Origin of the sequence: Variovorax paradoxus (assembly GCF_030811855.1) — a bacterium.
Lineage (GTDB): Bacteria > Pseudomonadota > Gammaproteobacteria > Burkholderiales > Burkholderiaceae_C > Variovorax > Variovorax paradoxus_L.
The window spans coordinates 139,279-164,469 of sequence record NZ_JAUSRN010000007.1 but is presented as its reverse complement, the minus strand read 5'-3'; the positions used below and the strand labels follow the sequence as shown (position 1 = coordinate 164,469).

The window sequence follows — 25,191 nt, the reverse complement described above, 5'->3', positions numbered from 1 at the left end:
CGCCAAATGCAAAGCGGTTGCCCGCCGCAATGTGAAGAACGTTGCTAAAGGTAACCGACAGGGGGTGCACTCTAGAATGCCGCAATGACCTCCCCGACTGACAAAGACAGCGCAAAAACGGCTGCTGCACCGAGTAATTTCCTGCGCCACGTGATCGAGAACGACCTTGCGCAGGGGGCCTATTTTGGCCGCAAATGGGGCGGATCGCCTGGCGACGCCACCCATCACGCCCAGGGCATGCCCGACCCCGCCAAGGTGCGCATGCGCTTTCCGCCCGAGCCCAACGGCTACCTGCACATCGGCCATGCCAAGAGCATCTGGCTCAATTTCGAGCTGGCCAGGGAATACGGTGGCGTGTGCCACCTGCGCTTCGACGACACCAACCCGGAAAAAGAAGAGCAGGAATACGTCGATTCCATCCGCGACGCCGTCCAGTGGCTCGGCTACGAGACCTACCTCGCCGACCGGCCCAGCGCGCCGGGCACCCTGCAGCCGCACGAATACTTTGCGAGCGACTACTTCGACTTCATGTACCGCGCGGCGGAATACCTGATTGGCGCCGGCCTTGCCTACGTGGACGAACAAACGGCCGACGAAGTTCGCGCGAACCGCGGCGACTTCAACACGCCCGGCACCGACAGCCCCTTCCGCAGCCGCACGCCCGAGGAAAACCTTGCGCGCTTCCGCGCCATGCGCGATGGCCAGGTGGCAGACGGCGCCGCCATCCTGCGCGCCAAGATCGACATGGCCAGCACCAACATCAACATGCGCGATCCCGCGCTGTACCGCGTGCGCCGGGCCACTCACCACAACACCGGCGACAAGTGGTGCATCTACCCGATGTACACCTTTGCGCACCCGATCGAAGACGCGCTGGAGCAGATCACCCATTCCATCTGCACGCTCGAATTCGAAGACCAACGCCCCTTCTACGACTGGCTGCTCGACCGTTTGGCCGAAGGCGGCCTCATCGCCAGCCCGCATCCGCGCCAGTATGAATTCGCGCGGCTGAACGTCACCCACGTGCTGACCAGCAAGCGCAAGCTGCGCCAACTGGTCGAGGAAAAGCATGTCGACGGCTGGGACGACCCCCGCATGCCCACGCTGGCCGGCCTGCGCCGCCGCGGCTACACGCCCGAGGCGCTGCGCCTGTTCTGCGAACGCAGCGGCACTACCAAGTCCGGCGGCTGGATCGACTACGCAAGCCTGGAGGCCGCGCTGCGCGACACCTTGGACCCCACCGCGCCGCGCGCCATGGCCGTGCTCGACCCGGTCAAGCTGGTGATCACCAACTGGGGCGACCTGATGGGCGGTCCCAACAAGGATGAAAGCGTACTCGACGACTGCTCCGCCCCCGTGCACCCGCACCACCCCGAGATGGGCAAGCGCGAGTTCAAGCTCGGCCGCGAGGTGTGGATCGAACGCACCGACTACGAAGAAGTGCAGCCCAAGGGCTTCTTCCGCCTGTTCCCGGGCAACAAGGTGCGGCTGAAATACGGCCATGTCATCGAATGCACCGGCGGCACCAAGGACGCGAGCGGCAAGCTCATCGAGGTGCAGGCCACGCTGGTGCCCGACACCAAGAGCGGCACGCCCGGCGCGGACGCCATCAAGGTGAAGGGCAACATCACCTGGGTGGCCGCGGCGGATGCGGTGCAGGCCGAGGTGCGCCTGTATGAGCGGCTGTTTGCGGCGGCGAATCCGGGCAGCGGAGAGTTGATGGACGAACTGAACAAGCAGAGCCTGGAAGTTTGCACTGCGTACGCCGAGCCCTCACTGGCCAAGGCTCAGGATGGCGCGGCATTTCAGTTCGAGCGGCACGGGTACTTCGTGCTCGATTCGAAGGCTGGTGCAGGCGGCAAGCGGGTGTTCAATCGCGCCGCGGGCATGCGGGACAGCTGGGGCAAGTAATCCCTTCCCGCCTGATCCGCTTCAACAAGCCCTACGGCGTGCTCAGCCAGTTCACGGCCGAGGGCCGCTGGCGCGGGCTGAAAGACTTCATCGACATCCCCGACGTCTATGTCGCCGGCCGCCTCGATGCCGACAGCGAGGGCCTGCTGCTGCTCACCAACGACGGCCAGCTTCAGGCGCGCATCGCCGATCCGCGCTTCAAGATGGAGAAAACCTATTGGGTGCAGGTGGAAGGCGTGCCCACTGAAGAGGCGCTTGCCGCGTTGCGCCAAGGCGTGCAGCTCAACGATGGCCTCACGCGCCCGGCCCGTGCGCGCCTGCTCGACCCACCGCCCGATGTGTGGGCGCGGCAACCGCCCATCCGCGAACGCAAGAGTATCCCGACCGCATGGCTGGAACTGGCGATCAGCGAAGGCCGCAACCGTCAGGTGCGGCGCATGACCGCGGCCGTGGGGCTTCCCACCCTGCGTCTGATTCGCGCTGCCATCGGGCCGCACACGCTGGACGGATTGGCGCCCGGCACCTGGCTGGAGTAGCGCAGCAGCGCCACGGCACACCTTTCATTCATTCGATCCCTCATGCGCAGCAACCGACCCCATTTTCCCGGCCTCCTCTCGCCCGTTCTGCTGAGTCGCCGCCGCGCATTGCTCGGCACGCTGAGCCTGCTGGCGCTGCCTGCTGCAACGCAGGTCAGCGCCGCATCCCCTGCGAAGCCGAAGCAACAGCAGCGTTCCGACGTCTGGCCGCACGCGTCCCAGGTACCGGGCGGCGTAGCACGCCTGTCGCTGGGTCCCAGCGCCAGACGACCGGCCGCCTTTTCAGGCGATGTGCCATTGCTCGTGCTGGGCGACGCCATCGAGTGGACGGCGCTGGTAGGCATTCCGCTCGCAGCCGCGCCAGGCGACGCAAGCATCGCAGTGCGCCCCGAGAGCGGCGCCGACAAACAAGTGGCCTACACCGTGGCCCCCAAACAGTACCGCGAGCAACGCCTCACGGTGCCGCCGCGCACGGTCGACCTGTCGCCCGAAGACGAAGCACGCTATGAGCGAGAACGCGCGCACCTGGCCACCGTCATGGCCACGTTCACCGATCTGCGGCCCGATGCCTCGCTGCAGATGCGCGTCCCCGTGCCGGGCCGCCGCTCCAGTTCGTTCGGCCTGCGCCGCGTGTTCAACGGCCAGTCGCGCAATCCGCATAGCGGCATGGACATCGCGGCCGGCACGGGCACGCCAGTGCTGGCGCCGCTGCCGGGGCGGGTGATCGACACGGGCGACTACTTCTTCAACGGCGGCACGGTGTGGCTCGACCACGGCGGCGGTTTGCTGACGATGTATTGCCACCTGAGCCGGGTGGATGTGAAGGTAGGCGACGTGCTCAAGACCGGCGAGCAGCTTGCAGCCGTGGGCGCCACCGGGCGGGTGACGGGGCCGCATTTGCATTGGTCCGTGATGCTGAATCGGGCGATGGTGGATCCGGCGCTGTTCATTGCGGCTTGAGTCGCCACCCCGACCTCAAAGCGGCTTCGTCAAATAAACCGCCTCCCGCCCCACGATCACGCGCTGCGCGGGCATGAAGATCGTGCAGTCGTCGCACGGTGCGCGGATCTCGTCCGGGCCATTCGTGGCGATGAGTTCGCCCTTGGCAAAGGTCTCGAAGCCGATGAGCGGGCGCACGAACGCAAAATCTTCCGACTTGATGACGTGCGTCTGCAGCAACTCGAAGCGGCGCTGCGGGCCGGGCGCGGGCAAGGCCGGGTCCTTGTCGATGAGGCCGAAGTGCGCCAGAAAATCGAGCGAGATGGCGGTGGCCAACTCGGAGGCCGAGCGCAGAAAGTGCTGGCCGCATTCGGCCACCAGCGCGACGCCATTACCTTCGGGGAGGCCGTGCCGGCCGTGCTGGATCAGCGGCGTGCCAGAGCCGAGGCCCTCGGGCATCACCAGATGCACCGAGGGGCGGCCGATGGCCATTGCGGCCTCGGCGTTGCGATCGAACGCCGGGTACACCCAGAACGGAATCACGGGCTGGCTGGTGGAGTGAATGTCCAGGATGTGGTCGGCCGCACTTACCACCGGGCGCAGCACGCGGGCGCGGCGCAGTTCGGGGCTGTCTTCAGTGCCGTCGAGCCATTCGGGCGACCAGATGCGATTGAGGTTGTGCACCAGCTGGCGGCTGTCGAAGGGCAGCGCCTTGTCGAAGGACTCGTACGCCTCCACATTGGCAAAACTCACGGTCAGCGTGCCGATCTTCGGACGCACGGTGGTGTCGAGCAGGTGCGTGGCGGCGGTCATGCCGCAGATCTCGTTGCCGTGCGTGAGCGCGTTGATCAGCACGTGCGGGCCGGGCTTGCCGGACTCGAAGCGGTGCACGTAGTCGATGCCGACGTTGCCCTTGCGGTAGGCGGAGAGGTCGCGTGGGAGGACTTCGAGGGCGGGGGGCGATTGGGTCATGGGGCGTTGGCGAAGAATTGAAGCGAGCGAAGCGGTCAGGCGAGTTTGCTACAGGCCGCGCTTTTGTGCTTCTTGTGCTGCGCGCAGCTAGGCCGAGCGGATGAGTGCACAAATACGCTTCAAAAATGAAGCGCATTCCCAGCGAATACGCTTCAGCGCCGCGTCGGGCCTACCAATTCACCTCACGCTCCGGCGTAGCCGAAATGTGGTGGATCGACAGGTCGGCCCCGTCATATTCCTCTTCCTGCGTGAGCCGCAGCCCCATCATGGCCCTGAGCGCGCCGTACACCGCCGCTCCCGCTAGCGCGGCCCAAACCACGCCCATCAATGTGCCGATGAGCTGCGCCCACACGCTCACGCCGCCGATGCCGCCCAGCGCCTGCGTGCCGAAGATGCCGGCCGCGATACCGCCCCAGGTGCCGCACAGGCCGTGCAACGGCCACACGCCGAGCACGTCGTCGATCTTCCACTTGTTCTGCGTGAGCGTGAACATCACCACGAAGATGGCGCCGGCCACGCCGCCCACCACCAGCGCGCCCAACGGGTGCATCAGATCGGAGCCCGCGCACACCGCCACCAGCCCGGCGAGCGGTCCGTTGTAGACGAAGCCGGGGTCGTTCTTGCCGAGCGCCAGCGCCACCAGGGTGCCGCCCACCATGGCCATGAGCGAATTGACGGCCACGAGGCCCGAGATCTTGTCGATGCTCTGCGCGCTCATGACGTTGAAGCCGAACCAGCCCACGCACAGCACCCAGGCACCCAGCGCCAGAAAGGGAATGTTCGACGGCGGATGGGCGCTCAGCGAGCCGTCGCCGCGGTAGCGGTTGCGGCGTGCACCCAACAGCAGCACGGCCGGCAGCGCGAGCCAGCCGCCCACCGCGTGCACCACCACCGAACCCGCGAAGTCGTGGAACTCGCTGCCCGTGACCGAAGCGATCCACGCCTGGATGCCGAAGGCCTTGTTCCAGGCAATGCCCTCATACAGCGGATAGACGAAGCCGACGATGAGCGCCGTGGCGATCAGCTGCGGCCAGAACTTGGCGCGCTCCGCGATGCCGCCCGAGATGATGGCCGGAATGGCCGCGGCAAAGGTCAAGAGGAAGAAGAACTTCACCAGCTCGTAGCCGCTCTTGGCGGCAAGCTCGGTGGCGCCCACGAAGAAGTGGGTGCCGTACGCCACGCCGTAGCCGACCAGGAAGTACACGATGGTCGAGACCGAGAAGTCGACCAATATCTTGACCAGCGCATTGACTTGGTTCTTCTTGCGAACCGTGCCCAGTTCGAGAAAGGCGAAACCGGCGTGCATGGCCAACACCATGATGGCGCCGAGAAGGATGAACAGCGCGTCTGCGCCCTGTTTGAGTGCGTCCATTGGAGCTTCTTGCAGTTTTTATGGTTTGAATTGGTGCATGCACCCGAATTGCTCGGAGCAGCGCCGCAAGAAAGCAAAAATGGTGCCCAAAGGCTCCTTGATGGTGCGGCTCGGGCCATAAAGGGGCTTTCTGACTCAGAAGCGCACCGGAACAGGACACCCGAAGGCACGCCGGGCCGTCAAGTCGCGCCGGCGCGCAGGGCTTCGCGGTAGCGGCGGCTGCACGGCACCGTGGTGCCGTCGGCCATATGCAGTCGGGCATCGCCGCCGTCGAGCGGCTCGATCTCCTTGACGCGGCCCAGGTTGACCGCGTGGCTGCGGTGCACGCGCACGAAATGGACAGGGTCGAGCTGGGTCAGAAAATCGGTAAGCGTGGCGCGCAGCAGGTAGTCGTGGCCGTTGACGTGCAGGCCGACGTAGTTGCCTTCGGCCTGGAGCCAGTCGATATCGCCCGCGGCAATGAGAAATTCGCGCCGCAGCTTGCGCACCAGAAATCGCTCTGGCCGGGCGGGCGGCACGGAGTGCTCTGGTGCGGTGGGCTGAATAGGCTCGGGCGCTGCCGCCTCAGGCGGATCGAGCACGCGCGCCTCGCCTTGCAGCCGCAGCATGAAGACACCGTAGACCCAGATGCCGAACACCATCGCCAGGTAGGCACGCACGTCCTTCAGGTATTCGTAGCCCCAGTGCCCGGTCCAGCCCGCATAGTCGTAGCGCTCGCCGGCCGCGGTGTAGACCATGGACCGCAGCGCGAACATCGCCGCCACGTGCACAACGCTGAAGACGACGCTTGCCGCCAGGTGCCAGGCCAGGTAGCGGAGAAGATGGGTGCGCGCCAGCGGCAACAACCGGCGCTGGACGGCCACCACGGCAGGCACCAGTGCCAGCAGCACCAGGTGGCTCGAGACCTCCCAGGTGACAATTTCCCAGGTGGCGCGGGGCACCGCGCGGCCGCGCGAATCGACCAGCGCCACCACGGTGTTGAACACCGCCTGCAGCGCCATGAAGACGATCCAGAACCCCACTTCCACGCGGCGGCGGATGGGTTCATAGCGCTCGTACAGGTTTTTTTTTCGGGAATCTCCCATGTCCGGGATTCTCGCGATCCACGGGCCCTGCGGGAAAATTTCGCCCCCCGCCGGCCACCGCTCGTCACAAAAGGGCCGCGATCCGTCCCTCGGGAAGACCGCGCGCGGCGCAACAACGCAACCATCGGCCCTCCTTCCCAAGTGTTTTCGAGGAGCGACCGATGAGCGCAACCCCTGACACCTTGCCCGCAGCACCCGACCGCCGCCACGACATCGACGCGCTGCGCGCCCTGGCCTTCCTGCTGGTCATCCTGTACCACGTGGCGATGTACTACGTGGCCGACTGGCCCTGGCACCTCAAGAGTCCGCATGCGGCCGAATGGCTGCAGTGGCCGATGCGCGTGCTCAACCTCTGGCGCATGGACCTGGTGTTCCTGGTCTCGGGCGTGTCGCTGGGCTTCCTGAGCCGCCACCAGGGCACCTGGGGCCTGCTGCGTAGCCGTGGCGCGCGGCTGATGCTGCCGCTGGTCTTCGGCATGGCGGTGATCGTGCCCTACCAGGCCTATGCGGAGGGCGTGGCCAACGGGCTGGTGGCGCCGGGCTTCGGCGCGTTTTTGCTGCGCTATCTGTCGATGGGCAATCCGTGGCCCAAGCAGGCCTTTGCCGGCGCGGAGTTCGGCATCACCTGGAACCACCTCTGGTACCTGCCCTATCTGTTCACCTATACGGCCATCATCGCGCTGACGCTGCCGCTGTGGAGGTCGCCCGCCGGCCAGCGGATGCGCCAGCGCTTCAACGGGCTGCGCGGCTGGAAGCTGCTGTTGCTGCCGGTGCTTCCGCTGCTGCTCTGGACGATGCTGCTGGCCCGGCACTTTCCGCCCACACACAACCTGATCCGCGACTTCCATCTGCACAGCATCTACTTCACCGTGTTTCTGTACGGCTACTGGATGGGCGTGGACACGGGCGTGTGGCGCGAACTTGAGCGCCTGCGGCGAGTTTCGCTGACGCTGGCGGCGGCGGTGATCGCCACTTTCATCACGCTGCGGCTCGGCGCCAAGGGCCCGCCTTCCGGCGTACTGATGGACACCTTGCGCATGCTCTACCTGTGGCTGGCGGTCGCCTCGATCCTCGGCTACGGCCATCGCTATCTGAACCGGCCCTGGCTGTGGCTGCGCTGGGTCAACGAGTCGGTGTACCCGTGGTACGTGCTGCACCAGACGCTGATCATTGCCGGCGTTGCGCTGCTGGCACCCTTTGCGTTGGGCCCAGTGCTGGAGCCCGCCTTGCTGGTGGCGTTGACCATCGCCGGCTGCTGGGCGCTCACCGACGGGCTGATCCGGCGCGGCAACTGGCTGCGGCCGCTGTTCGGGCTCAAGCCTCGGCGCACGCGCGCCGAGCCGCGGGCTACTTCGCCGGAGGGGCCTCTTCCACCGGAACCAGAATTGCGCTCCCCGTCGCCACGAGCTTGAGGCTGTCGCCCTCGCCCTGGCCATAGAGCTCGGCGGTCGCAAACACCTGCTTGCGACCGGCCTTCACCACCTTGCCGCGCGCGATGAAGGCGCGGCCCAGTGCGGGCGAGAGGCAGTTGACCGAGAAGTGCGAGGCCAGCACCCGCCCCGCCACCGTGGCGGCCGCGAAGCCGCAGGCGGTGTCGAGCATGGCGCCGATGAGCCCCGCGTGCAGGAAACCGGCGTACTGACCCATGTCTTCCTCGCGCCACGCCATGCGCAGTTCGGCTTCGCCGTCAGCGGCGCGGGTCACTTCGAAGCCGGCCCAGCGATTGAAGGCGGCGGTCTTGTTGATGGCCTTGAGGGTGTCGAGCATGGCGGTCTTTCACGAAGAAGATGAAGCATCGAAAAAGCCACTCTACGAAGCGGCCCCGCTGCGTGCCGTCGCGCGGGCGACGCGCACGGCCCGATCAGCTGCCTTGGCGACAGCGCGCTTTTTTTTCAGCCCTTTAACCCCGGTCTGCAAGCCCCGCCGTATGAGTGGAGGAACGATCCACTACCGGGGCTCCTATGAAAGCAAACTCTTCTTCCCTCTCCCGTGCCAATCTACGCGCGACCTTCATTGCCGCGGCTTGGCTGATGCTTGCCGCCGGTGCGCATGCGCAGGCCCTCCCCACCGGCCCGGATGCATCACGCATCACCCAGGTCAAGGTTTATCCCGGCAGCGCGACGGTGGAGCGCGTGGCGCGTGTCGCGGCCGGCAGCCGATCCGTCACTTTCGCCTGCCTGCCCGCGGGGCTCGACGTGCAGAGCCTGCAGGTATCGGCCGGGGCATCGGTGCGCGTGGGCGAGACCTCGGTGCTGAGCGAGCCGCGCGAACTTTCGGCGCGCTGCGCCACCAGCGCGCTCGACGGCCGCATTCGCGAGCTCGAGGATCAGAAGGCAGCGCTGCAGGCCGAGAACGACGCGCTGGGCATGGTGACGGGCTATCTCAAGGGCCTCTCTGGCGGCGGCGAATCGGCGCAGGGCGCACGCGCGCCCATGGACGCACGCAACCTTGCCGCGATGACCGACGCCATGCGCCGCGCCGGGCAGGACTCGCTCCTCAAGCAGCACCAGATCCAGCGCAAGCAGGCCGACATCGACCGCCAACTGAACCCGCTGATGGCCGAGCGCAAGCGCACACAGGGCAACGGCGCGCAGGTAGTGGCCGTGACCGTCACCCTGGCCGCCAGTGCCGATGCCGACGTGAAGCTCAGCTACCAGGTCAATGGCCCCGGCTGGACCCCCACGTATCGCGCGCTGCTCGACACCGGCACGCGCAAGGTGCGCATCGAGCGCCAAGCCCTGGTGGCGCAGGCCACGGGCGAAGACTGGCGCGGCGTGAAGCTGGTGCTGTCCACCGGCCAGCCGCGCCGCGAAACCGCGGGCCGCACGCCCGGCGCATGGCGCATCGGCATCGAGCCGCCGCAGCGTGCACCGGCAAGCCCGGCGCCGGCCGCCATGATGGCGGCGCCGGCTCCCATGGCGTCCGCCGACAAGCGCGTGATGGCCGAGGCTGCGGAGCCGCTCTTCGACGTGAACGTGTTCGACAACAGCTTTGCCACCGAATTCGCGGTGCCGCAAAGCATCGACGTGCCGTCCAACGGCCAGCGCGTGACGCTGGCGCTGGGCCAGCACGAAGACACGGCGAAGCTTGCCGCACGCACCAGCCCGCGCGTGGACGCCAGCGCCTTCCTGATCGCCGAGCTTGCGCAGCCTGCAGGCGTGTGGCCGGCCGGTGCGCTGCAGCTCTACCGCGACGGCAACTTCGTGGGCAGCGGCCGCTGGAACGCGCCCAGCGATTCGAAGCTCACGCTCTCCTTCGGCCGCGACGAACTGGTGCGCGTGCAGCCCGAACCCGAGCAGGACAGCCAGGGCACGGGCGGGTTCGTGGGCTCGCGCGCCGAACGCAAGGTGCAGCGTGCCTACGTGGTCGAGAACCGCCACCGCACGCCCATTGCGGTGCAGGTGCTGGAGGCCGCCCCGGTGTCGGTCGACGATCAGGTGCGCGTGGCCGCGCAGTTCTCGCCGCAACCCGGTGAACTGGCCTGGAACAAGCAGCCTGGCCTCGCGATGTGGAGCTTCGACCTCGACGCGGGCAAGACCGCGCGGGTGGCAGCCGACTACACCATCAGCTATCCGAAGGACGCGCGGCTGCAGATGCGCTGAGCGCTGAGCGCACAGTTCAGTGCGGCTCGGGCGCCTGGCCTTCGGCCGGCTCGGCGCCCGGTTTGCGCTTCTTGCCGCGCGCGGCTTTCTTTGCCTGCCGCTCGGCATCGATGCGCTGCCCCTCCGCGAGCCACTGCGCGAACTCTTCGGGCGTCTCGAGCGTGATGCGCCCGAGGTTGCCGGCACGAAACTCGTGCATCACGATCTCGGCCGCCTTCTGCAGGTTGACACGCCCCTTGCCCAGCAGCGCACCGCGCTTGCGGCCGATGGTGTCGAGCACGTCCTCGTCCTTCATCCCGGCGATGGTTGCTGCATCGAGCTCGACCAGCTTGAATCGCTCCGCGATGCCCGCCGCATAGTGCGTCTTGAGGTAGTTGAGCAGCTCGAGCGCCACTTCCTCTTCGTCGAAGGCATTGCGCCCCACCGCTCCGCTGGCCGCAAGGTTGTAGCCGCTCTTGGGCACCACGATGCGCGGCCACAGCATGCCGGGGGTGTCCCACAGATAGAAGTCGTCGGCCAGCGTGATGCGCTGCTCCAGCTTGGTGATGCCGGCCTCGTCGCCGGTCTTGGCCTTGCGGCTGCCGGTCAGGGTGTTGATGAGGGTCGACTTGCCGACGTTCGGAATGCCGCAGATCAGCACGCGCATCGGCTTGGCCATGCCGCCGCGATTGGGCGAGAGCTCATGGCAGGCGCGCACGATGGCCTGCGCCGGGGTGGTCTGGCTTGCGTCGAGCGGGATGGCACGCGTGGCCGGCAGCGCGTTGTAGTGCGCGAGCCAAAGTGCCGTGCGCGCGGGGTCGGCCAGGTCCTGCTTGTTCAGCACCTTCAGCGAGGGTCGCCCCGCAGTGAGCTCGGCCAGCATCGGGTTGGCGCTGGAGCCCGGCAGACGCGCGTCGAGCAGCTCGATGACCACGTCGATGTCCTTCACCCGTTCGGTGATGGCCTTCTGGGTCGTGTACATGTGCCCGGGGAACCACTGGATCGCCATCGATGGATGCTCTTTCTTTCGCTCTGTCTGGGAGGGGTTGGCACGAATGCCCGGTGCGCATTGTCGACCGGGAATGTGAACTGGATCACGCCGCTATGTTTTCCATAGCTCTGGATGCCCATTCTGCCTGCACCTGGGAGGCTTTCGCCCCCTAGAATCCGCGCGCTGCACCCGCAGCCATCATCAATAACCACCGAGGGAAATCCATGTTCAAGCGCCTTGCCGCTGCCGCACTGCTGGCAGCCACCGTCCTTCCCGCGACCGTCGTCCATGCGCAGCGCCCCTCGCCGCCGCAAGGCCCGATGATCAGCGGCTACCTGTGCTGCAACATGCGCACCTACGGCAGCTCCATCAGCGACATCAATTACGACGAGCAAGGTACGAGCATCGTGGCGGTGGGCACGCCGGCGCGCATCACGGCCTACGACTTCCGCTGGTTCGACGCCGATCTCGGCGGCAAGCCCCAGCGCATCAAGAACGACTACAGCCGCAACATCACGCTCGCCGACTTCGCAAAACGCTACGTCGTGACCGAAGATCCGAAGCAGAAGATGGCCGCCTTCCCGCCCGCTGTCCGCGACGCCATCGTCGCCGGCAAGGTCGCGCCCGGCATGACGCGCGAACAGGTACTGATGGCCATCGGCTACCCGGTGGCGGGCGAGAACCCCAGCCTGGATGCACTCACGTGGCGCTATTGGCGCGACAGCTGGTCGGAGTACCAGGTGATTTTCGACGAGAAGGGCCTTGTCAAGACCGTCGCGGGCAACCCCGTGGCACTCAGCCGCGTGCTGGTGCCAACACCTTAGTTCGCCAAGAGGCGCGCGGTGGCTGGCCGCGCGCAATCCCCTAGAGGTTTTTGCAACGCGGGGGGCGGTTCCACCGATATCGCCCCTATCATTTGACCGAGTGCGGCGCGTGGACGCGTCGGTCGAATCGAAACTTTTTGATGGAGTTACCGCGATGAAACCCGTCTCCGAACTGCTCAAGCGCCACGATTCCGCGGCTTGGCGCACCTCGCCGGACACCAGCGTATTCGATGCGCTGGCCACATTGGCGCATTTCGAGGTGGGCGCGCTGATGGTGATGGACGGCGACCGGCTGGTGGGCTTTCTTTCCGAGCGCGACTACACCCGCAAGGTGGCCCTGCAGGGCAAGAACTCCAAGGAGATGAAGGTCTCCGAGATCATGACGCCCGACGTGATGACCGTGACCCCGCAGACCCACACCCGGGCCTGCATGTCGCTCATGAGCCAACGCAAGTTCCGCCATCTGCCGGTGGTCGACGGCGACAAGGTGGTGGGCATGATCTCCATCCAGGATTTGATGGACGACATCATCAGCGAGCACGAGCAGACGATCGACCAGCTCACCAGTTACATCCGGAGCTGAAAAGGCCGCGCCCCGGCCCTGCCCGGCGGAAGTGGGGAAGACGCCTACGCGCAGGGTCTCCGTTTCGGGCGCACAGTAGGGGCTCGTTCATCCATCAGCAGGGACATGGCATGCAGATTCAGGTCAACACGAGCAACGGCATCAACAACAAGGACGCCCTGGAGCGCTGGGCCGACACCGAGATCAAGCAGCAACTGGGCCGTTTCGTCGAGGACGTGACACGCGTCGAGGTGCATCTGAGCGACGAGAACCACGACAAGGCCGGCGGCGGCGACAAGTGCTGCGTGATGGAAGCCCGCCTTGCCCACCACAAACCGCTTGCAGTTACGCAACACGCCACCAGCCTCGACGAGGCCTTCCGCGGCGCGGCCGACAAGCTCAAGCGCCTGCTCGACAACACGCTGGGCCGTCTCAGCAACCACCGCGACCGCGAATCGATCCGCAAGGACGCGGGCTTTATCGCGGAGTAGCCAGAAAATCCAGTAGCAGGCGGCTTACTTCGGCGGGCTGCTCCTGCTGCACCCAGTGCCCCGCCCCTTCGACCCAGTGCACGCCGCGCAGCTGCGTGCAGGCCGTCGCCTGCATGGCTTCGAAGTCGCCGGGCTTCTGGAACACGCCCCAGTCGCTGCGGCCTGCGATGAAGCAGGCGGGCACGTCGATCGTGCGCCCCGACCAAGCCAGCATTTCGGGAATGTAGTGCCCGCTCGTGCCGCAGCGATACCACTGCAACCCGCCCTGGAAGCCAGTGCGCGCGTATTCGGCGGTGTACACGGCCAGGTCCTCTTCGGGCAACCATCTGCAGGCGGCGATCTGTTCGGCCGAGGGCATTTCAGCAGCCACCGTCTCGGCCATGGTCTGCTCGGCCCGCATCACGTAGTAGGTGGGCAGGTGAGCCAGCTCGGCGGCGCTCATTGCGGCCAGCGCGAAGGGCCGGTTCTGCGGCCAATCGGCACTCTTGTGGTGGTAGTAGCCACGCAAAAAGGCATGCAACCCTTGCGGTGCATGCCGCATGTCGGCGTCAGCCTCGGGCCCCGAGTAGTACCACTGATAGTGTTTGCGCGGAGGATGCAGTGCGGCCAAGCCATCGAGCAGGTGCCGGATGGCCTGCGCGAACACGGGTGCCGTCGCAGCGTTCGGCGGGCCGGGAAACGGCGCGCTCATCAATGCGACCGAGCGGAACACGTCCGGGCGGGTCAGCGCGCACCAGGCCGCCACCGGCGAGCCGAAGTCGTGGCCCACCACCGCGGCCGTCTGGTGGCCCAGCGCGGACACGAGCCCCGCCGCATCCCGTACCAGATTGAGCAGGCGAAACTCGTCCAGCCCGGCTTCGTAGCCTTGCTGCCAGCCCGTGGTGCGGCCATAGCCGCGCTGATCGGGTGCGACCACGTGAAAGCCCGCCTCAGCCAGCGGCAACATCACCTTGCGCCAGCTATAGGCCAGCTCCGGAAACCCGTGCAGCAGCAGCACGCAAGGGCGCCCCGGCGCATCAAAACCGGCTTCGAGCACGTGCATCGACAGGCCGTTGCCGTTGTCGACCTGGCGCGAGCGGATGCCCGCGGGCAGCGGGATGGGAGCGGTTTCGGCGATGGTCATGAGGATTTCCGTGGTTTCGGCGGTTTCGGCGTAAGGGACTCGACGCGAGGCGTTTCGGCGGGAATCAGCGGCGGCCGGTGGCCGGTGTGCATCCACTCGTCGTAGAAGTCGATCTTGCGGTCCACCAGCGACAGGGCGCGCTTCCAGTCGGCAATGGTGTCGGCCACGCGCGCACGGTGCGCTGCGAGCATGCCGCGGCGCTGCGGCAGGGTGGCCTTGCCCTGCAATGCAAGCGCCGTGTATTCGCGCATCTCGGCAATGGACATGCCGGTGCGGCGCAGCCGGTCGATCAGGTCCAGCCAGCCGACGTGCATTTCGCCATAGACACGCCGGCCGCCCTCGTCGCGCGAAACGCCGGGCACCAGGCCTTGCGTCTCGTACCAGCGGATCGCGTGCACCGTGCGGCCGGTGCGTGTGGCGAGTTCGCCGATGTGAAAAGGGATGCCGCGGTCAGCCGGCATGGGCATGGGTAGCAGCAGCGGGCGGCGCCTCGAGCGCCTCCTGCACCAGTGCCGTGTCGAAGTACTCGGTCAGCTCCTTCACCTTGCCTCCTTCGAGTCGATAGATGTAGCAATAGCGGTTGTTGTAGCGCTTGCCGGCCTTGGTGGGCACGTCGCCGCTGAACAGTACTACCACCCGGTCTCCCTCGGCAATGATGCGCTCCGTCTTGGTCACGTAGCGGCCCGCGAACTGAGCGAACAGCGGCTTGAGCAGCTCTTCGCGGATGGCGGCCTTGCCCGCGTAGGTGCGCGACCACGGCGTGCTGCCTTCCAGCGTCCAGCGGGCGTCGTCGGCCAGGTTGTCGAGGAAGAGCTGGCCGTTGCCCTTGTCCAGCTCCGCATGGATGCGCTGCACCAGCGCCTTGTTGTCTGTCGTCGTCGTGTTCATGGCTGCTTGTCCTCGTCGAATGAATAAACCGGAAGTCCCGGTCGATTCATTGGAAATGCTCGAGTGCACTTCAGGTCAAGCGCCATCGGCAGGATCAGCGCGTCAGCCCTTGCGCGCGTTTGCCACCATGGCCTTGCCGACCTCGTTGCTGCCTTGTGCGGTGCCGCTCTGCGGCACGATCTCGCCCTCGCGCGAAGTCACCTCGGCGAGCCGCGCAGCCAGTTGCTCCGGCGTGTCCGCACCGATGCCGAGCCAGGCGCCCTGCGTCAGCGTGATGTGCGCGGCCTCGAAGGTGCCGGCGCCGGCGCAAAGAATGGTGCGGTTCGGTGCGTCGGTGGAGGCCAGCACCAGCATGGCGGGCACCACGGCTTCGGGCTTGAGCGCATCGAGAACCTCCGGCGGCATCAGGCCCTCGGTCATGCGGGTGGCTGCCGTCGGGGCCAGGCAATTGACGCGGATGTCGTTCTTGGCGCCTTCGATGCTCAGCGTCTGCATCAGGCCCACCAGCGCGAGCTTGGCGGCGCCGTAGTTGCTCTGGCCGAAGTTGCCGTACAGGCCCGACGACGAGGTCGTCATGACGATGCGGCCGTATTTCTGCTCGTTCATGAGTGCCCAGACGGCCTTGGTGCAGTTCACGGCGCCCATCAGGTGCACGTCGACCACCAGCTTGAAATCGGCAAGCTCCATCTTGGCAAAGCTCTTGTCGCGCAGGATGCCGGCGTTGTTCACCAGGATGTCGACTCGGCCCCAGGCATCGACCGCCTGCTGCACCATGGCCTGCACCGCGTCGAAGTCGGTCACCGAGGCGCCGTTGGCCATGGCTTCCCCGCCCGCGGCCTTGATTTCGTCGACGACCGCCTGTGCCGCGCTCACCGAAGCGCCCGAGCCGTCGCTGGTGCCGCCCAGGTCGTTCACCACCACCTTGGCGCCGCGCGCCGCCAGGGCCAGCGCATGCTGGCGGCCCAGGCCGCCGCCCGCGCCGGTCACTATGGCCACTCGGCCCTTGAAATCGATGGTGCTGTTGCTCATGTGTCGCTCTCGCTGCTTTGCTGAGGAATGGGAATGTGCGGGCCCATGACGGCCGCGAGGCGTTTTACCTCAGAAAAGCGCGGCGGCCCGGCGGGCCGGCCGCCAGCTCAGTCGCGCGCGTGACGCAGGGTTTCGCAGTACGCGACCAGCTGATCGAGCTCGGCCGACTTGTCGAAGAAGGCATCGGCGCCCAGTTGCTCGGAGCGCTGGCGCATGTCGGCCGTGGCGTAGTTGCTCAGCACCACCACCTTCTGCTTGGCCTTGCGGTTGCGGCAGGCCTTGATCACGCCAAGGCCGTTGCCTCGCGCCAGGAACAGGTCGACGATGGTCAGGTCCCAGTCGTCGCGATGCTGGCGCAGCCAGCGTACCGCCTCTTCCTCGCTGCTGGCGCAGGCCACCACGTCGGCATCGGCCACGTCGTGAAGAAACCCGACGAGGTTTTCACGGATGAGGGCACTGTCCTCGACGAGATAGGCCTTGAAAGTCATACCAACACTCCCGGCCAAACCACGGGCCGGAACAAGAAACAGGAGCTTACGAGGTGCATGGCCCCATGGTCGCTGGCGCCGAAGCGCCCGCAGTGGGTCATGCCGGCCAATGCCTGTAGGCCATCGGCCCCCGCCGCTGTCGTCGGGCCGGCAGTCTGCCGGTGAGACGCGTAGGACAGCCGGAGTTCAGGCCGCGACGGCCATCCGGCCTCGGCCCAGCCCCAGTCGGGCCGGCGACACGTACTGCTCGCGGTAGATCTCGAACGGCATCGTGTCGGCGGCCTCGATGCGCTTCTGCTCCTGGATCGACTCCTCGGTCATGCGCTCGAACTCGGCCTGCTGCTCCGCCGAGAACGGCAGCGCCAGCAGTGTGGCGCGGGTCTGCTCCGACTGCGCCCGCACGAAGCCGGTGAACGAGTTGCCGTGCCGCTCCTCGATGGCGGACAGCACCCGCGCCGAAGGCAGGCTGTCCGGGTTCTGCAGGGCGGAAAGCGCTGCGCGCACTGCATCGGCATGCTGCGTGCCGCCGTTCGCGGCATCGAGCGCGGCCGCAATAGGCAGGCATTGCTCGACCAGCTCCACGCCCCAGCCGATCAACGCAACTTCGCGGCCTCCGCGCAGCAGCTGCAGGCCCGGCTCGCGCCCGCGTGCGGCGGTGAGGTGCTGGTTGTGGGCCAGTTCGGCAATTTCCTGCGGCGTGTCGGCCGGGCTGTCGCTCAAAAGGCACTGCAGCAGGAACACGTCGAGAAAGCGCATCGTCTGGGCGTTGATGCCCACCGGCTCGAAGGGGTCCAGGTCCATCAGCCGCACCTCGACGTACTCGACGCCGCGTTCGCGCAGTGCGTGCAGCGGACGCTCGCCGGGGTTGATCACGCGCTTGGGCCGGATGGTGCCGTAGAACTCGTTCTCGATCTGCAGCAGGCTGGTGCCCAGCTGGTTGTAGTCGCCGCCGAGGTTCTGGATACCGATGGCCTCGTAGGCAGGCCACGGCCGCGTGAGTGCGTCCTGCAGCGAGGCGGCGTAGCCATCGAGGCTGTTGTAGCTCACGGCCAACGAGGCCTGCGCGTCGCTCTGGTAGCCGAGCCGGCCCATGCGCAGCGAGGTGCCATGCGGCATGAACATGCTGCCTTCTCCCAGCGGCTGGAGCTCGTGCGGTCGGCCCGCGACAAAGCTCGAACACAGCGCCGGCGAAGCGCCGAACAGGTACAGCAGCAGGAAGGCGTGGCGGCGAAAGTTGCGAATGAGCGCGAAATACTGTTCGCTCGACACGTCGGGCAGCGACCAGTTGTAGTGAATGCCCGAGATAGTCTGCATGCGCCGGCCGTAGCGGTGGCTCAGGCCCATGCGGTAGACACTCTTGGCGCGCCCGACGTTCGAGGAGCCGTAGCGCCCGATCGGAATGGTCTCGTCGGTCGGCAGGCCGCAGGGCATGCTGGAGACCCACAGCCGCTCGTCGCCGAGAGAGTCGAGCACTCGGTAGGTGAACTGGTGCACGCGGGTCAGTTCCTCGAGCGCCGATTCGACTCCGGCATGCACGCCCGTGATGAGCTCGAGCTGCGACTCGCTGAAGTCGGTGGTGATGTGCGGATGGGTCAGCGCCGAGCCCAGCGCGATTGGGTGCGGCGTGAGCGCGAGCTTGCCGTCGGGGAGCGCGCGCAGGCTTTCCTTCTCGATGCCGCGCCGCATTCCCTTCAACCGCGCGGTTGAGAGTGAACCCAACCTCTCCTGCAATCTGATGCTCATATTGTTATGACCCGTCGTTCTCTGAGGGGCTGGAAGGTAGCACGGCGGCGCGGGCATTGCTGGTGCAGGGAATCCCGGCTTCCGCTATGCTGCGCGGCGCTACGGTATTGATAGCAAAGTCCATCGGATTCGCCTGCAAATTCATCCAAAGCCGAAAGGATCAGCCGCGCCCCGCCGCCAGGTCGATCTCTTCCGACTGGTAGACCGACATCTGCGGCATGCCATCGGCCATGCCGGCCAATGCCTTGGCAAACGCGCGCGAAGCCTCGACGCGAAAATGCGCCTTCAGCGCCGCCAAGTCGCTCCAGCGCTCGACGAAGCTGAGCCGAAGCGGCTGCTGGACGTCGGCGCTGACCTCGTGCGAGATGCAGCCTGGTTCAGTGCGCGAACGCAGCACATGCTCCACACTGATGGCCAGCATCGCGTGCAAGGTTTCGGGTTTCGCCATGGCGTGTCCGATGACGAGGATCATCTTGTCTTCTCCTTCTCTTTCGCAAATGCGTGAAGGCGCCGGATGCGTCAGGACGCCAGCACGCGCAGAAGAAACCGGTTCAGGTCGGCAATTTCTTCCATGCAGACCGAATGCGCCATCGTGTACTCGTGCCATTCGACGGGATGGCCGAGCGCGATGAGCGCGTCGCGCGACTGCAGCGCCCGATCGAGCGGCACCACCGGATCTTGCCGGCCATGGGCCAGGAAGACAGGGGTCTCGTGGTTGGCCGCGTGCCGCTCGGCCGCGGTGGTCGCTGCAATGGGCAAATAACCAGAGAGGCCGACGATGCCCGCCAGCCGTTCGGTATGGCGCAGACCGGTCATCAACGCCATGGCGCAGCCTTGCGAAAAACCTGCCACCACAATGCGGCCGGCCGCGATGCCGCGGGCCTTCTCGTTGGCAATGAGCGTCTCGATGGTGGCCTGCGAACGGCGCAGGCCCGCCTCGTCCTCGCGCGCGGCCAGGTCGGCCACGGCAATGTCGTACCAGGCCGGCATCTGGTAGCCGCCGTTAATGGTGACGGGGATCACCGGGGCATTGGGAAACACGAAGCGGACCGGGCCCACGTTCGACAAATCGAGTTCGTTGGCAATCGGCACGAAGTCGTTTCCATCGGCACCCAGGCCGTGCATCACGATCACCGTGGCAGTGGGATGGGGAGCGGTTTCGATTTCGATCGGGGAGCGGGACATGGTCGGTAGAAGGTATTCAGAGACGCGAAAAACCAGACCTTAGCGCATTCGGGCCGGCCAGGGCGCGGTCTCACGGAATGCAACACAATGGCGGTTCCGCGAAGAACCCATGAGCCTGCATCCGAAGCCCCCTCTCGCCGCCACGCCGACCGACAGCGAAACCCTGCTGCGGCAAAGCGGCCTGCGCGTCACGCGCGCCGCGCAAACGGTGCTGGAACTGTTGGCCCGCGCAACCCAGCCGCTCACGCACGACGACGTGGTTGCCGCCTACACAGCCGCCGCCGGCGAGGCGCCTGACCGCGTGACCATCTACCGCGTGCTCGATCGCCTGGTCGAAGCGGGCCTGTGCGACCGGCGCGTGGGCGCTGACCGCGTCAATCGCTTCTCGCGCCATGTGGAAGCCGCGTCGGGCAACATCTTCGAATGCGACCAGTGCCACAAGGTGCTGGCGCTGCCCTCCGATCCCGAACTGCCCAAGGTAATGAGCCGGCTGGGCCGGGAACTGCGCAAGCAGGGCATCGACACCCGCCACACCGCGCTCACGCTGCACGGCACCTGCGGGGAATGCAGGGGCTGAAGCCCGGGGCTATACGTTCCAGGACGGAAAAGGATCGGGCAAGTTGGTCCACCACGACGCCCCGTGGCGCATTTCGCTTTCAGTCAGCAGGCAGGCATCGAGCCGCGCGCGCAGGGCGGCTTCGTTCATGCCGATGCCGATCAGCACGAGCTCCTGCCGTGCGTCGCCGGTGGCCGGGTCCCAGTTCTTGCGAATGGCCTCCAGAGCTTCCTCATCGGCGGGCCAGTGCTCGCGTGGAACGGCAGCCCACCACAAACCCGCCACGCCATAGCGGCAGGCACCACCGGCCTGCGACCATGAGCCTGCCCGTGTGGCGCGGCTCGCGAGCCAGAAGAACCCCTTGGAACGCACCACGCCTTCCCACTCGCTTTGCACCAAGTCCCAGAAGCGCTGGGGATGGAACGGCAGTCGTGCGCGGTAGACGAAGCTGCCGATGCCGTAGGTCTCGCTCTCGGGCGCATGCTCGCCGCGCAGTTCCGCCAGCCATCCGGGCGCGCGTTCGGCCTGCTCGAAGTCGAACAGGCCCGTGTCGAGCACACGGTCGAGCGCGACGCGGCCGAACTCCGAAGTCTCGATGCGCGCACGCGGGTTGAGGCTGCGCAGAATCGCCATCAGCCGCTCGCGCTCTTCGGCCGTGACAAGGTCTGTCTTGTTGACCACCAGCACGTCGCAGAACTCGACCTGCTCGATCAGCAGGTCGACCACCGTGCGGGTGTCCTCGTCGCCGAGCGACTGGCCGCGCTGGCCCAGGCTGTCGGGCGAGCCGTAGTCGCGCAGGAAGTTGAAGGCATCGACCACGGTCACCATGGTGTCCAGGCGCGCCACGTCGGCAAGGCTCTTGCCGTCTTCGCCCGCGAAGGTGAAGGTCTCGGCCACCGGCAGCGGCTCTGAAATGCCGGTCGATTCGATCACGAGCTGGTCGAAGCGCCCTTCCTTCGCGAGCCGGCCGACTTCTATGAGGAGGTCTTCGCGCAGCGTGCAGCAGATGCAGCCGTTGCTCATCTCGACCAGCTTCTCGTCGGTGCGCGAAAGCTCGGCGCCGCCGTCCCGCACCAGGGCCGCGTCGATGTTGACCTCGCTCATGTCGTTGACGATGACCGCCACGCGGCGGCCCTCGCGGTTATGCAGGATGTGGTTCAGCAGCGTGGTCTTGCCGGCGCCTAGAAAGCCAGACAACACGGTGACGGGAAGGCGGTCGGTCATGGAATGATCCTATATGCAACAGAATTGCATTATAGAAAGCAACGCAACCAAGTTGCATTTGATGGCAACCGACTTTCCGCTGCTCCGCCGGCATAGACTCGTGTGCGCAATGCCACACACCGCCCTTCCCGTTCTCTACAGCTTTCGCCGCTGCCCCTATGCGATGCGTGCGCGCCTGGCATTGGCCGCCAGCGGCGAGCACTGCGAACTGCGCGAAGTGGTGCTGAAGAACAAGCCGGCCGAAATGCTCGCGGCCTCGTCCAAGGGCACGGTGCCCGTGCTGGTGCTGGCCAATGCCGCGGTGCTGGAACAGAGTCTCGACATCATGCTCTGGGCACTGCGCCGCAACGATCCGTTGTGCTGGCTGGAGCCCGACGCTGGAACGCTCGGAGACATGCTCGCGCTCGTGGCCGAGTGCGACGACCGGTTCAAGCCGCAGCTCGACCGCTACAAGTACCCGGCGCGATTCGAGGGTTCGTCCGCCGATGCGCGCGAGACGGGCGTCCGATTCCTGTTGGATCTGGAGGCGCGGCTCGCCGGCTCGGGGCAGCTTTTCGGCGCGCGAGCCTCGCTGGCGGATGCGGCCGTCATGCCCTTCGTGCGGCAGTTCGCAATGGTCGAGCCCGCATGGTTCAAAAGCCAGCCCTGGCCCTTGCTGCACACCTGGCTCGCGGGCTGGACCGCTTCGCCGCTGTTCGAACGCGCAATGTGGAAGTACGCGCAGTGGACGCCAGGCGAAATTGGCGTCGTCTACCCGCCGGCCTGATCAGCCGAAGTTCGGCGCCCGCCGCTCGCGCAGCGAGGCCACGCCTTCGCGCACGTCGGCGCCCGCGAAACCCATGAATTCGAGCGCCAGCGAAGCATCGAAGGTCGGCCCGGCTTGGCGCAGCCAGTTGTTGAGCGCGTACTTGGTGAGGCGGATCGCGCTCTGGCTCCCGGCCGCGAGCCGGTCGGCCACTTCGTAAGCGCGCGGCAGCAGGTCGGCCTCGTCCACCGCGAGCGACACCAGGCCTATGCGCTCAGCCTCTTCGCCGCTCACCGGCTCGCACAGCAGCAAGTGGTACTTGGCCTTGGCCATGCCGCACAAGAGCGGCCAGACGATGGCCGCGTGGTCGCCGGCCGCCACGCCCAGGCGCGTATGGCCGTCGACGATCTTCGCGCCCTTGCTGGCAATGGAGATGTCTGCCAGCAGCCCCGCCACCAGCCCCGCGCCCACGGCCGGGCCGTGCATGGCGCTCACGATGGGCTTGTCGCAGTTGATGAGGTTGTAGACGAGGTCGCGCGCTTCTTTCCACACGCGCTGGCGCACTGTGTCATTGGTGGTCATGTCCTGCACCATGGCCAGGTCGCCGCCGCCCGAAAAGCCCAGCCCTTCGCCCCTCAGCACAGCACAGCGCACCGTGTCGTCGGCCGACACGTCGCGCCAGATCCCGGCCAGTTCGCGATGGCCGTCATGGCCCGCCGTGGGGAGCTTGCCGTTGGTCGCGCGCATCTGGATGTCGAGCACCGCATCGCCGATGCCGCGGCGGGTGATGGCAAGGGTCTGGTAGCGGGTGTAGTCCATGGCGTGTCTCCACCCCGCAGCAGGTGCGAGGATTTCTTTTTGCGTCGAAAGACGGGCCGCCTATTTTCGCGCTGCAACCTCGCGGCAGCGCTGCACATTGGACTCGAAGCGCGATGCCAGCCCCGGCTCGCACCCGTCGCTCGAGGGATTCAGCCTGCACATGCCGACCACCACGTAGTCCATCACAGCCTCGGTACACATCGGGTACTTCGCCAGATCGGGATTGGCCTGCGCCTTGAAGCCCCAGCGCTCCGAGAATTGCACGGTGCGTGCCATCGCACCCTGGAAGAAACTGCGGTCCCTGGCGGCAATGGCCGCCTCCATGCGGGGCAGTTCCTCGTTCAGGTAGCCGACGGAATCCAGTGGAAAGTCCGAGGGCGCCTGCTGGGCACTGGCGACGGATGCGGCCAGCATGAGCAGCGGCACGGCTGCGAAGGTGCGCAGCCGCGAGGGCGAAGCTGCAAAAGGGTTGGTCGGGCGGTGTGGTTGCATGGCTTGGGATTTTGCAACGTCTGGAAGCATGTTTTCGTGGCGGGCGCGACGTCTATTTGGCTTTTTTCGATCGGTCGAACTTGCGCCAGTACTGGAATTCGTCTTCATGTACTTCGAGATCGACTTCCGAAATGCGCGACTGCAGGCGCTCCTGCACGTCGGCCACCGCCTTGTTGTAGACGATCGGGCCGACCTCTTCAAGAAAGAAGCCGAGCAGCGCGCCGGCCGCGATGTTGCCGATCTTCTCTTCCATGTTTTCGTTGAAGTAGCGCTCGATCGAGGCGATGGCCTGCTGGCGTGCTTCCTTGGGAATTTCGATGGTCATGCGGACTGCTCTTCGGTTCCTTGAAATGGGTCCGATCCATTGTGCCGCTACCATGCGCTGCGGGCGCGCGCGGCCCGAAGCACAAAGACCTACAACACGGAGAACGCTTCATGAAATTCCATCCGGCTGCACTGGCCGCTCTTGCATTGGCCGCCCTTGCGGGCTGCACCAGCCTGACCCCCACCGTGCCGCAGCGCCAGTTGATGCTGGTGGCCAACGACGAAAAGCAATCGTGGAGCGACGCCGGCGCCGTGATCCTCGGTCCGATGGGACGAGACACGGTGCAGGTGCTGGACATCGGCACCGATCCACTCTCACCCAAGCTCGTCGGCACGCTGCAGCTCGACAACACCATTGCCGGCCCGCCCGTCAACCTTGCGATCACGCCGGGCGAAACGCTGGCGCTGGTGGCCAACTCGCTCAACGTGGTCGAAGAAAACGGCGTGCGCAAGCAGGTGCCCGACAACCGCCTCTTCGTGATCGACCTGACCACCACGCCGCCCAAGCTGATCGACACGCTCACCGTGGGCAAGCAGCCTTCGGGTTTGTCGATCAACCGCGCGGGCGATCTTGCGCTGGTGGCCAATCGCGCCGACAACTCGGTCAGCGTGCTGCGCATCGCGGGCAAGAAGGTGACGCTGATCGACACCGTGGCCATGAATGATTCGGTGGCGCACGTGCGCTTCACGCCCGATGGCAAGCGCGCGTTGGCGGCCAAGTTCCCGACCCACAAGATCGCGCTGCTCGAGGTGAACGGTGAGAAGGTCAGCTACAACAAGGTCGATCTTGCGGCCGGTCTCTGGCCGTACAACGTGGACGTAACGCCGGACGGCAAGCTCGCGCTCACGGCCGACAACGGCAACTCGGGCGCATCGGACGGGCAGATCGACACGGTGAGCGTGATCGATCTGGAGGCCACGCCGCCGCGTGTGGTCGACAAGGTGGTGGTGGGCGATGGTCCCGAAGGCCTCGCGGTGAGCCCGACCGGCCGGCATGCGGTGGCCGTGCTGCTGCGCGGCAGCAACGCCTCGAAGAACGCCTACTTCTACAACCGCAATGGGTCCGTGGTGCTGCTCAAGATCGACGGCAAGAAGGTGACACGCGCCAACGAGGTGGTGGTGCGCGGCCTGCCCGAAGGAGCCGTGTGGAGCGCGGACGGCAAATACCTGTACGTGGGCAACTTCATCGACCAGGACATCACGATCCTGCGCTTGGACGGCGACACGCTGGTGCCAACGGGCAAATCATTCCAGCTGCAGGGACACCCGGCCGCGATGCGCGGGACAATGTCGCACTGAACAAACCCCGCA

General features: G+C 66.3%; 28 protein-coding genes. 11 read left to right on the top strand and 17 right to left on the bottom strand.

The features are described 5' to 3' along the window. Positions 1-84 precede the first annotated feature (84 nt). Genes J2X92_RS15285 through J2X92_RS15275 form a run of 3 tightly spaced genes read left to right on the top strand, consistent with a single transcriptional unit; the run spans position 85 to position 3,407 of the window. A complete protein-coding gene (locus J2X92_RS15285; RefSeq protein WP_307576811.1) occupies positions 85-1,911 on the top strand; it encodes a glutamine--tRNA ligase/YqeY domain fusion protein in 1,827 nt (608 codons plus the stop codon). Next, positions 1,911-2,447 (top strand): pseudouridine synthase, encoded by a 537-nt coding sequence (locus tag J2X92_RS15280; RefSeq protein WP_307576919.1) that lies wholly within the window; start codon positions 1,911-1,913, stop codon positions 2,445-2,447. The genes J2X92_RS15285 and J2X92_RS15280 overlap by 1 nt, the downstream gene beginning before the upstream one ends. Before the next feature lie 42 nt (positions 2,448-2,489). Then, positions 2,490-3,407: a M23 family metallopeptidase gene (locus tag J2X92_RS15275; RefSeq protein ID WP_307576810.1), complete on the top strand. Its 918-nt coding sequence runs from the start codon at positions 2,490-2,492 to the stop codon at positions 3,405-3,407. A gap of 15 nt (positions 3,408-3,422) precedes the next feature. Here the strand turns inward: J2X92_RS15275 and J2X92_RS15270 are convergent, their stop codons facing one another. From J2X92_RS15270 to J2X92_RS15260, 3 genes are all read right to left on the bottom strand, one after another. Further along, positions 3,423-4,358, bottom strand: a complete 936-nt coding sequence (locus J2X92_RS15270; protein WP_307576809.1) for a succinylglutamate desuccinylase/aspartoacylase domain-containing protein — start codon at positions 4,356-4,358, stop codon at positions 3,423-3,425. 169 nt (positions 4,359-4,527) lie between these two features. Continuing rightward, on the bottom strand, positions 4,528-5,730 hold the full coding sequence (locus tag J2X92_RS15265; protein ID WP_307576808.1) for an ammonium transporter: 1,203 nt from the start codon (positions 5,728-5,730) through the stop codon (positions 4,528-4,530). Between the two features lie 179 nt (positions 5,731-5,909). Next, positions 5,910-6,815, bottom strand: coding sequence for a LytTR family DNA-binding domain-containing protein (locus tag J2X92_RS15260; protein WP_307576807.1), 906 nt, complete (start codon positions 6,813-6,815; stop codon positions 5,910-5,912). Between the two features lie 161 nt (positions 6,816-6,976). Between J2X92_RS15260 and J2X92_RS15255 the strand changes: the two genes are divergently transcribed. After that, positions 6,977-8,227, top strand: coding sequence for an acyltransferase family protein (locus tag J2X92_RS15255; RefSeq protein WP_307576806.1), 1,251 nt, complete (start codon positions 6,977-6,979; stop codon positions 8,225-8,227). Here J2X92_RS15255 and J2X92_RS15250 read toward each other — a convergent pair. Continuing rightward, positions 8,163-8,582 (bottom strand): PaaI family thioesterase, encoded by a 420-nt coding sequence (locus J2X92_RS15250; protein ID WP_307576805.1) that lies wholly within the window; start codon positions 8,580-8,582, stop codon positions 8,163-8,165. The two genes, J2X92_RS15255 and J2X92_RS15250, sit on opposite strands and share 65 nt — an antisense overlap. Positions 8,583-8,776: 194 nt before the next feature. Here J2X92_RS15250 and J2X92_RS15245 point away from each other — a divergent pair, with 194 nt between their 5' ends. Next, complete coding sequence (locus tag J2X92_RS15245) at positions 8,777-10,417, top strand: DUF4139 domain-containing protein (RefSeq protein WP_307576804.1); 1,641 nt, start codon at positions 8,777-8,779, stop codon at positions 10,415-10,417. A 16-nt stretch (positions 10,418-10,433) separates the two neighbouring features. On the opposite strand, the gene ylqF is transcribed toward J2X92_RS15245, so the two are convergent. Then, the gene (gene ylqF / locus J2X92_RS15240) at positions 10,434-11,405 is read right to left on the bottom strand and encodes a ribosome biogenesis GTPase YlqF (RefSeq protein ID WP_307576803.1); all 972 of its coding nucleotides are present in this window, start codon (positions 11,403-11,405) and stop codon (positions 10,434-10,436) included. 206 nt (positions 11,406-11,611) lie between these two features. On the opposite strand from ylqF, the gene J2X92_RS15235 reads away from it, so the two are divergent. The 3 genes from J2X92_RS15235 to J2X92_RS15225 all read left to right on the top strand — a co-directional run bounded on the left by J2X92_RS15235 (position 11,612) and on the right by J2X92_RS15225 (position 13,264). Then, positions 11,612-12,211: a cell envelope protein SmpA gene (locus J2X92_RS15235; protein ID WP_307576802.1), complete on the top strand. Its 600-nt coding sequence runs from the start codon at positions 11,612-11,614 to the stop codon at positions 12,209-12,211. Between the two features lie 154 nt (positions 12,212-12,365). Beyond that, positions 12,366-12,794, top strand: a complete 429-nt coding sequence (locus tag J2X92_RS15230; protein ID WP_055799024.1) for a CBS domain-containing protein — start codon at positions 12,366-12,368, stop codon at positions 12,792-12,794. A 110-nt stretch (positions 12,795-12,904) separates the two neighbouring features. Then, positions 12,905-13,264, top strand: a complete 360-nt coding sequence (locus J2X92_RS15225) for an HPF/RaiA family ribosome-associated protein (protein ID WP_307576801.1) — start codon at positions 12,905-12,907, stop codon at positions 13,262-13,264. On the opposite strand, the gene J2X92_RS15220 is transcribed toward J2X92_RS15225, so the two are convergent. The 8 genes from J2X92_RS15220 to J2X92_RS15185 all read right to left on the bottom strand — a co-directional run bounded on the left by J2X92_RS15220 (position 13,251) and on the right by J2X92_RS15185 (position 19,720). Then, positions 13,251-14,387: an alpha/beta fold hydrolase gene (locus tag J2X92_RS15220; RefSeq protein ID WP_307576800.1), complete on the bottom strand. Its 1,137-nt coding sequence runs from the start codon at positions 14,385-14,387 to the stop codon at positions 13,251-13,253. The two genes, J2X92_RS15225 and J2X92_RS15220, sit on opposite strands and share 14 nt — an antisense overlap. Next, positions 14,384-14,848 (bottom strand): MerR family transcriptional regulator, encoded by a 465-nt coding sequence (locus tag J2X92_RS15215; protein ID WP_307576918.1) that lies wholly within the window; start codon positions 14,846-14,848, stop codon positions 14,384-14,386. Before J2X92_RS15215 ends, J2X92_RS15220 begins: the two co-directional genes overlap by 4 nt. Then, positions 14,838-15,275, bottom strand: coding sequence for a nuclear transport factor 2 family protein (locus J2X92_RS15210; RefSeq protein WP_307576799.1), 438 nt, complete (start codon positions 15,273-15,275; stop codon positions 14,838-14,840). Before J2X92_RS15210 ends, J2X92_RS15215 begins: the two co-directional genes overlap by 11 nt. A 102-nt stretch (positions 15,276-15,377) precedes the next feature. Next, positions 15,378-16,304: an SDR family oxidoreductase gene (locus J2X92_RS15205; protein WP_307576798.1), complete on the bottom strand. Its 927-nt coding sequence runs from the start codon at positions 16,302-16,304 to the stop codon at positions 15,378-15,380. A gap of 107 nt (positions 16,305-16,411) precedes the next feature. Then, positions 16,412-16,792, bottom strand: a complete 381-nt coding sequence (locus tag J2X92_RS15200) for a response regulator transcription factor (RefSeq protein ID WP_307576797.1) — start codon at positions 16,790-16,792, stop codon at positions 16,412-16,414. Positions 16,793-16,978: 186 nt separating this feature from the next. Beyond that, positions 16,979-18,535 carry a glutamate--cysteine ligase gene (gene gshA, locus J2X92_RS15195; protein WP_307576796.1) on the bottom strand — a complete coding sequence of 519 codons (1,557 nt, stop codon included), beginning with the start codon at positions 18,533-18,535 and terminating at the stop codon, positions 16,979-16,981. A 160-nt stretch (positions 18,536-18,695) separates the two neighbouring features. Continuing rightward, on the bottom strand, positions 18,696-19,007 hold the full coding sequence (locus J2X92_RS15190; RefSeq protein ID WP_307576795.1) for a putative quinol monooxygenase: 312 nt from the start codon (positions 19,005-19,007) through the stop codon (positions 18,696-18,698). Positions 19,008-19,054: 47 nt separating this feature from the next. Next, a complete protein-coding gene (locus tag J2X92_RS15185) occupies positions 19,055-19,720 on the bottom strand; it encodes an alpha/beta hydrolase (protein WP_307576794.1) in 666 nt (221 codons plus the stop codon). A 109-nt stretch (positions 19,721-19,829) separates the two neighbouring features. On the opposite strand from J2X92_RS15185, the gene J2X92_RS15180 reads away from it, so the two are divergent. Beyond that, the gene (locus J2X92_RS15180; RefSeq protein ID WP_307576793.1) at positions 19,830-20,297 is read left to right on the top strand and encodes a Fur family transcriptional regulator; all 468 of its coding nucleotides are present in this window, start codon (positions 19,830-19,832) and stop codon (positions 20,295-20,297) included. A 9-nt stretch (positions 20,298-20,306) separates the two neighbouring features. Here J2X92_RS15180 and zigA read toward each other — a convergent pair whose 3' ends face one another. Next, on the bottom strand, positions 20,307-21,500 hold the full coding sequence (gene zigA, locus J2X92_RS15175) for a zinc metallochaperone GTPase ZigA (RefSeq protein WP_307576792.1): 1,194 nt from the start codon (positions 21,498-21,500) through the stop codon (positions 20,307-20,309). Positions 21,501-21,609: 109 nt separating this feature from the next. On the opposite strand from zigA, the gene J2X92_RS15170 reads away from it, so the two are divergent. Beyond that, complete coding sequence (locus J2X92_RS15170; protein WP_307576791.1) at positions 21,610-22,266, top strand: glutathione S-transferase; 657 nt, start codon at positions 21,610-21,612, stop codon at positions 22,264-22,266. Here the strand turns inward: J2X92_RS15170 and J2X92_RS15165 are convergent, their stop codons facing one another. Genes J2X92_RS15165 through J2X92_RS15155 form a run of 3 tightly spaced genes read right to left on the bottom strand, consistent with a single transcriptional unit; the run spans position 22,267 to position 23,881 of the window. Beyond that, on the bottom strand, positions 22,267-23,064 hold the full coding sequence (locus J2X92_RS15165; protein ID WP_307576790.1) for an enoyl-CoA hydratase/isomerase family protein: 798 nt from the start codon (positions 23,062-23,064) through the stop codon (positions 22,267-22,269). A gap of 60 nt (positions 23,065-23,124) precedes the next feature. After that, positions 23,125-23,556 (bottom strand): hypothetical protein, encoded by a 432-nt coding sequence (locus tag J2X92_RS15160; protein WP_307576789.1) that lies wholly within the window; start codon positions 23,554-23,556, stop codon positions 23,125-23,127. 52 nt (positions 23,557-23,608) lie between these two features. Beyond that, positions 23,609-23,881: a DUF2164 domain-containing protein gene (locus tag J2X92_RS15155; RefSeq protein ID WP_307576788.1), complete on the bottom strand. Its 273-nt coding sequence runs from the start codon at positions 23,879-23,881 to the stop codon at positions 23,609-23,611. 110 nt (positions 23,882-23,991) lie between these two features. On the opposite strand from J2X92_RS15155, the gene J2X92_RS15150 reads away from it, so the two are divergent. Next, positions 23,992-25,179 (top strand): lactonase family protein, encoded by a 1,188-nt coding sequence (locus J2X92_RS15150; protein ID WP_307576787.1) that lies wholly within the window; start codon positions 23,992-23,994, stop codon positions 25,177-25,179. Positions 25,180-25,191 lie beyond the last annotated feature (12 nt).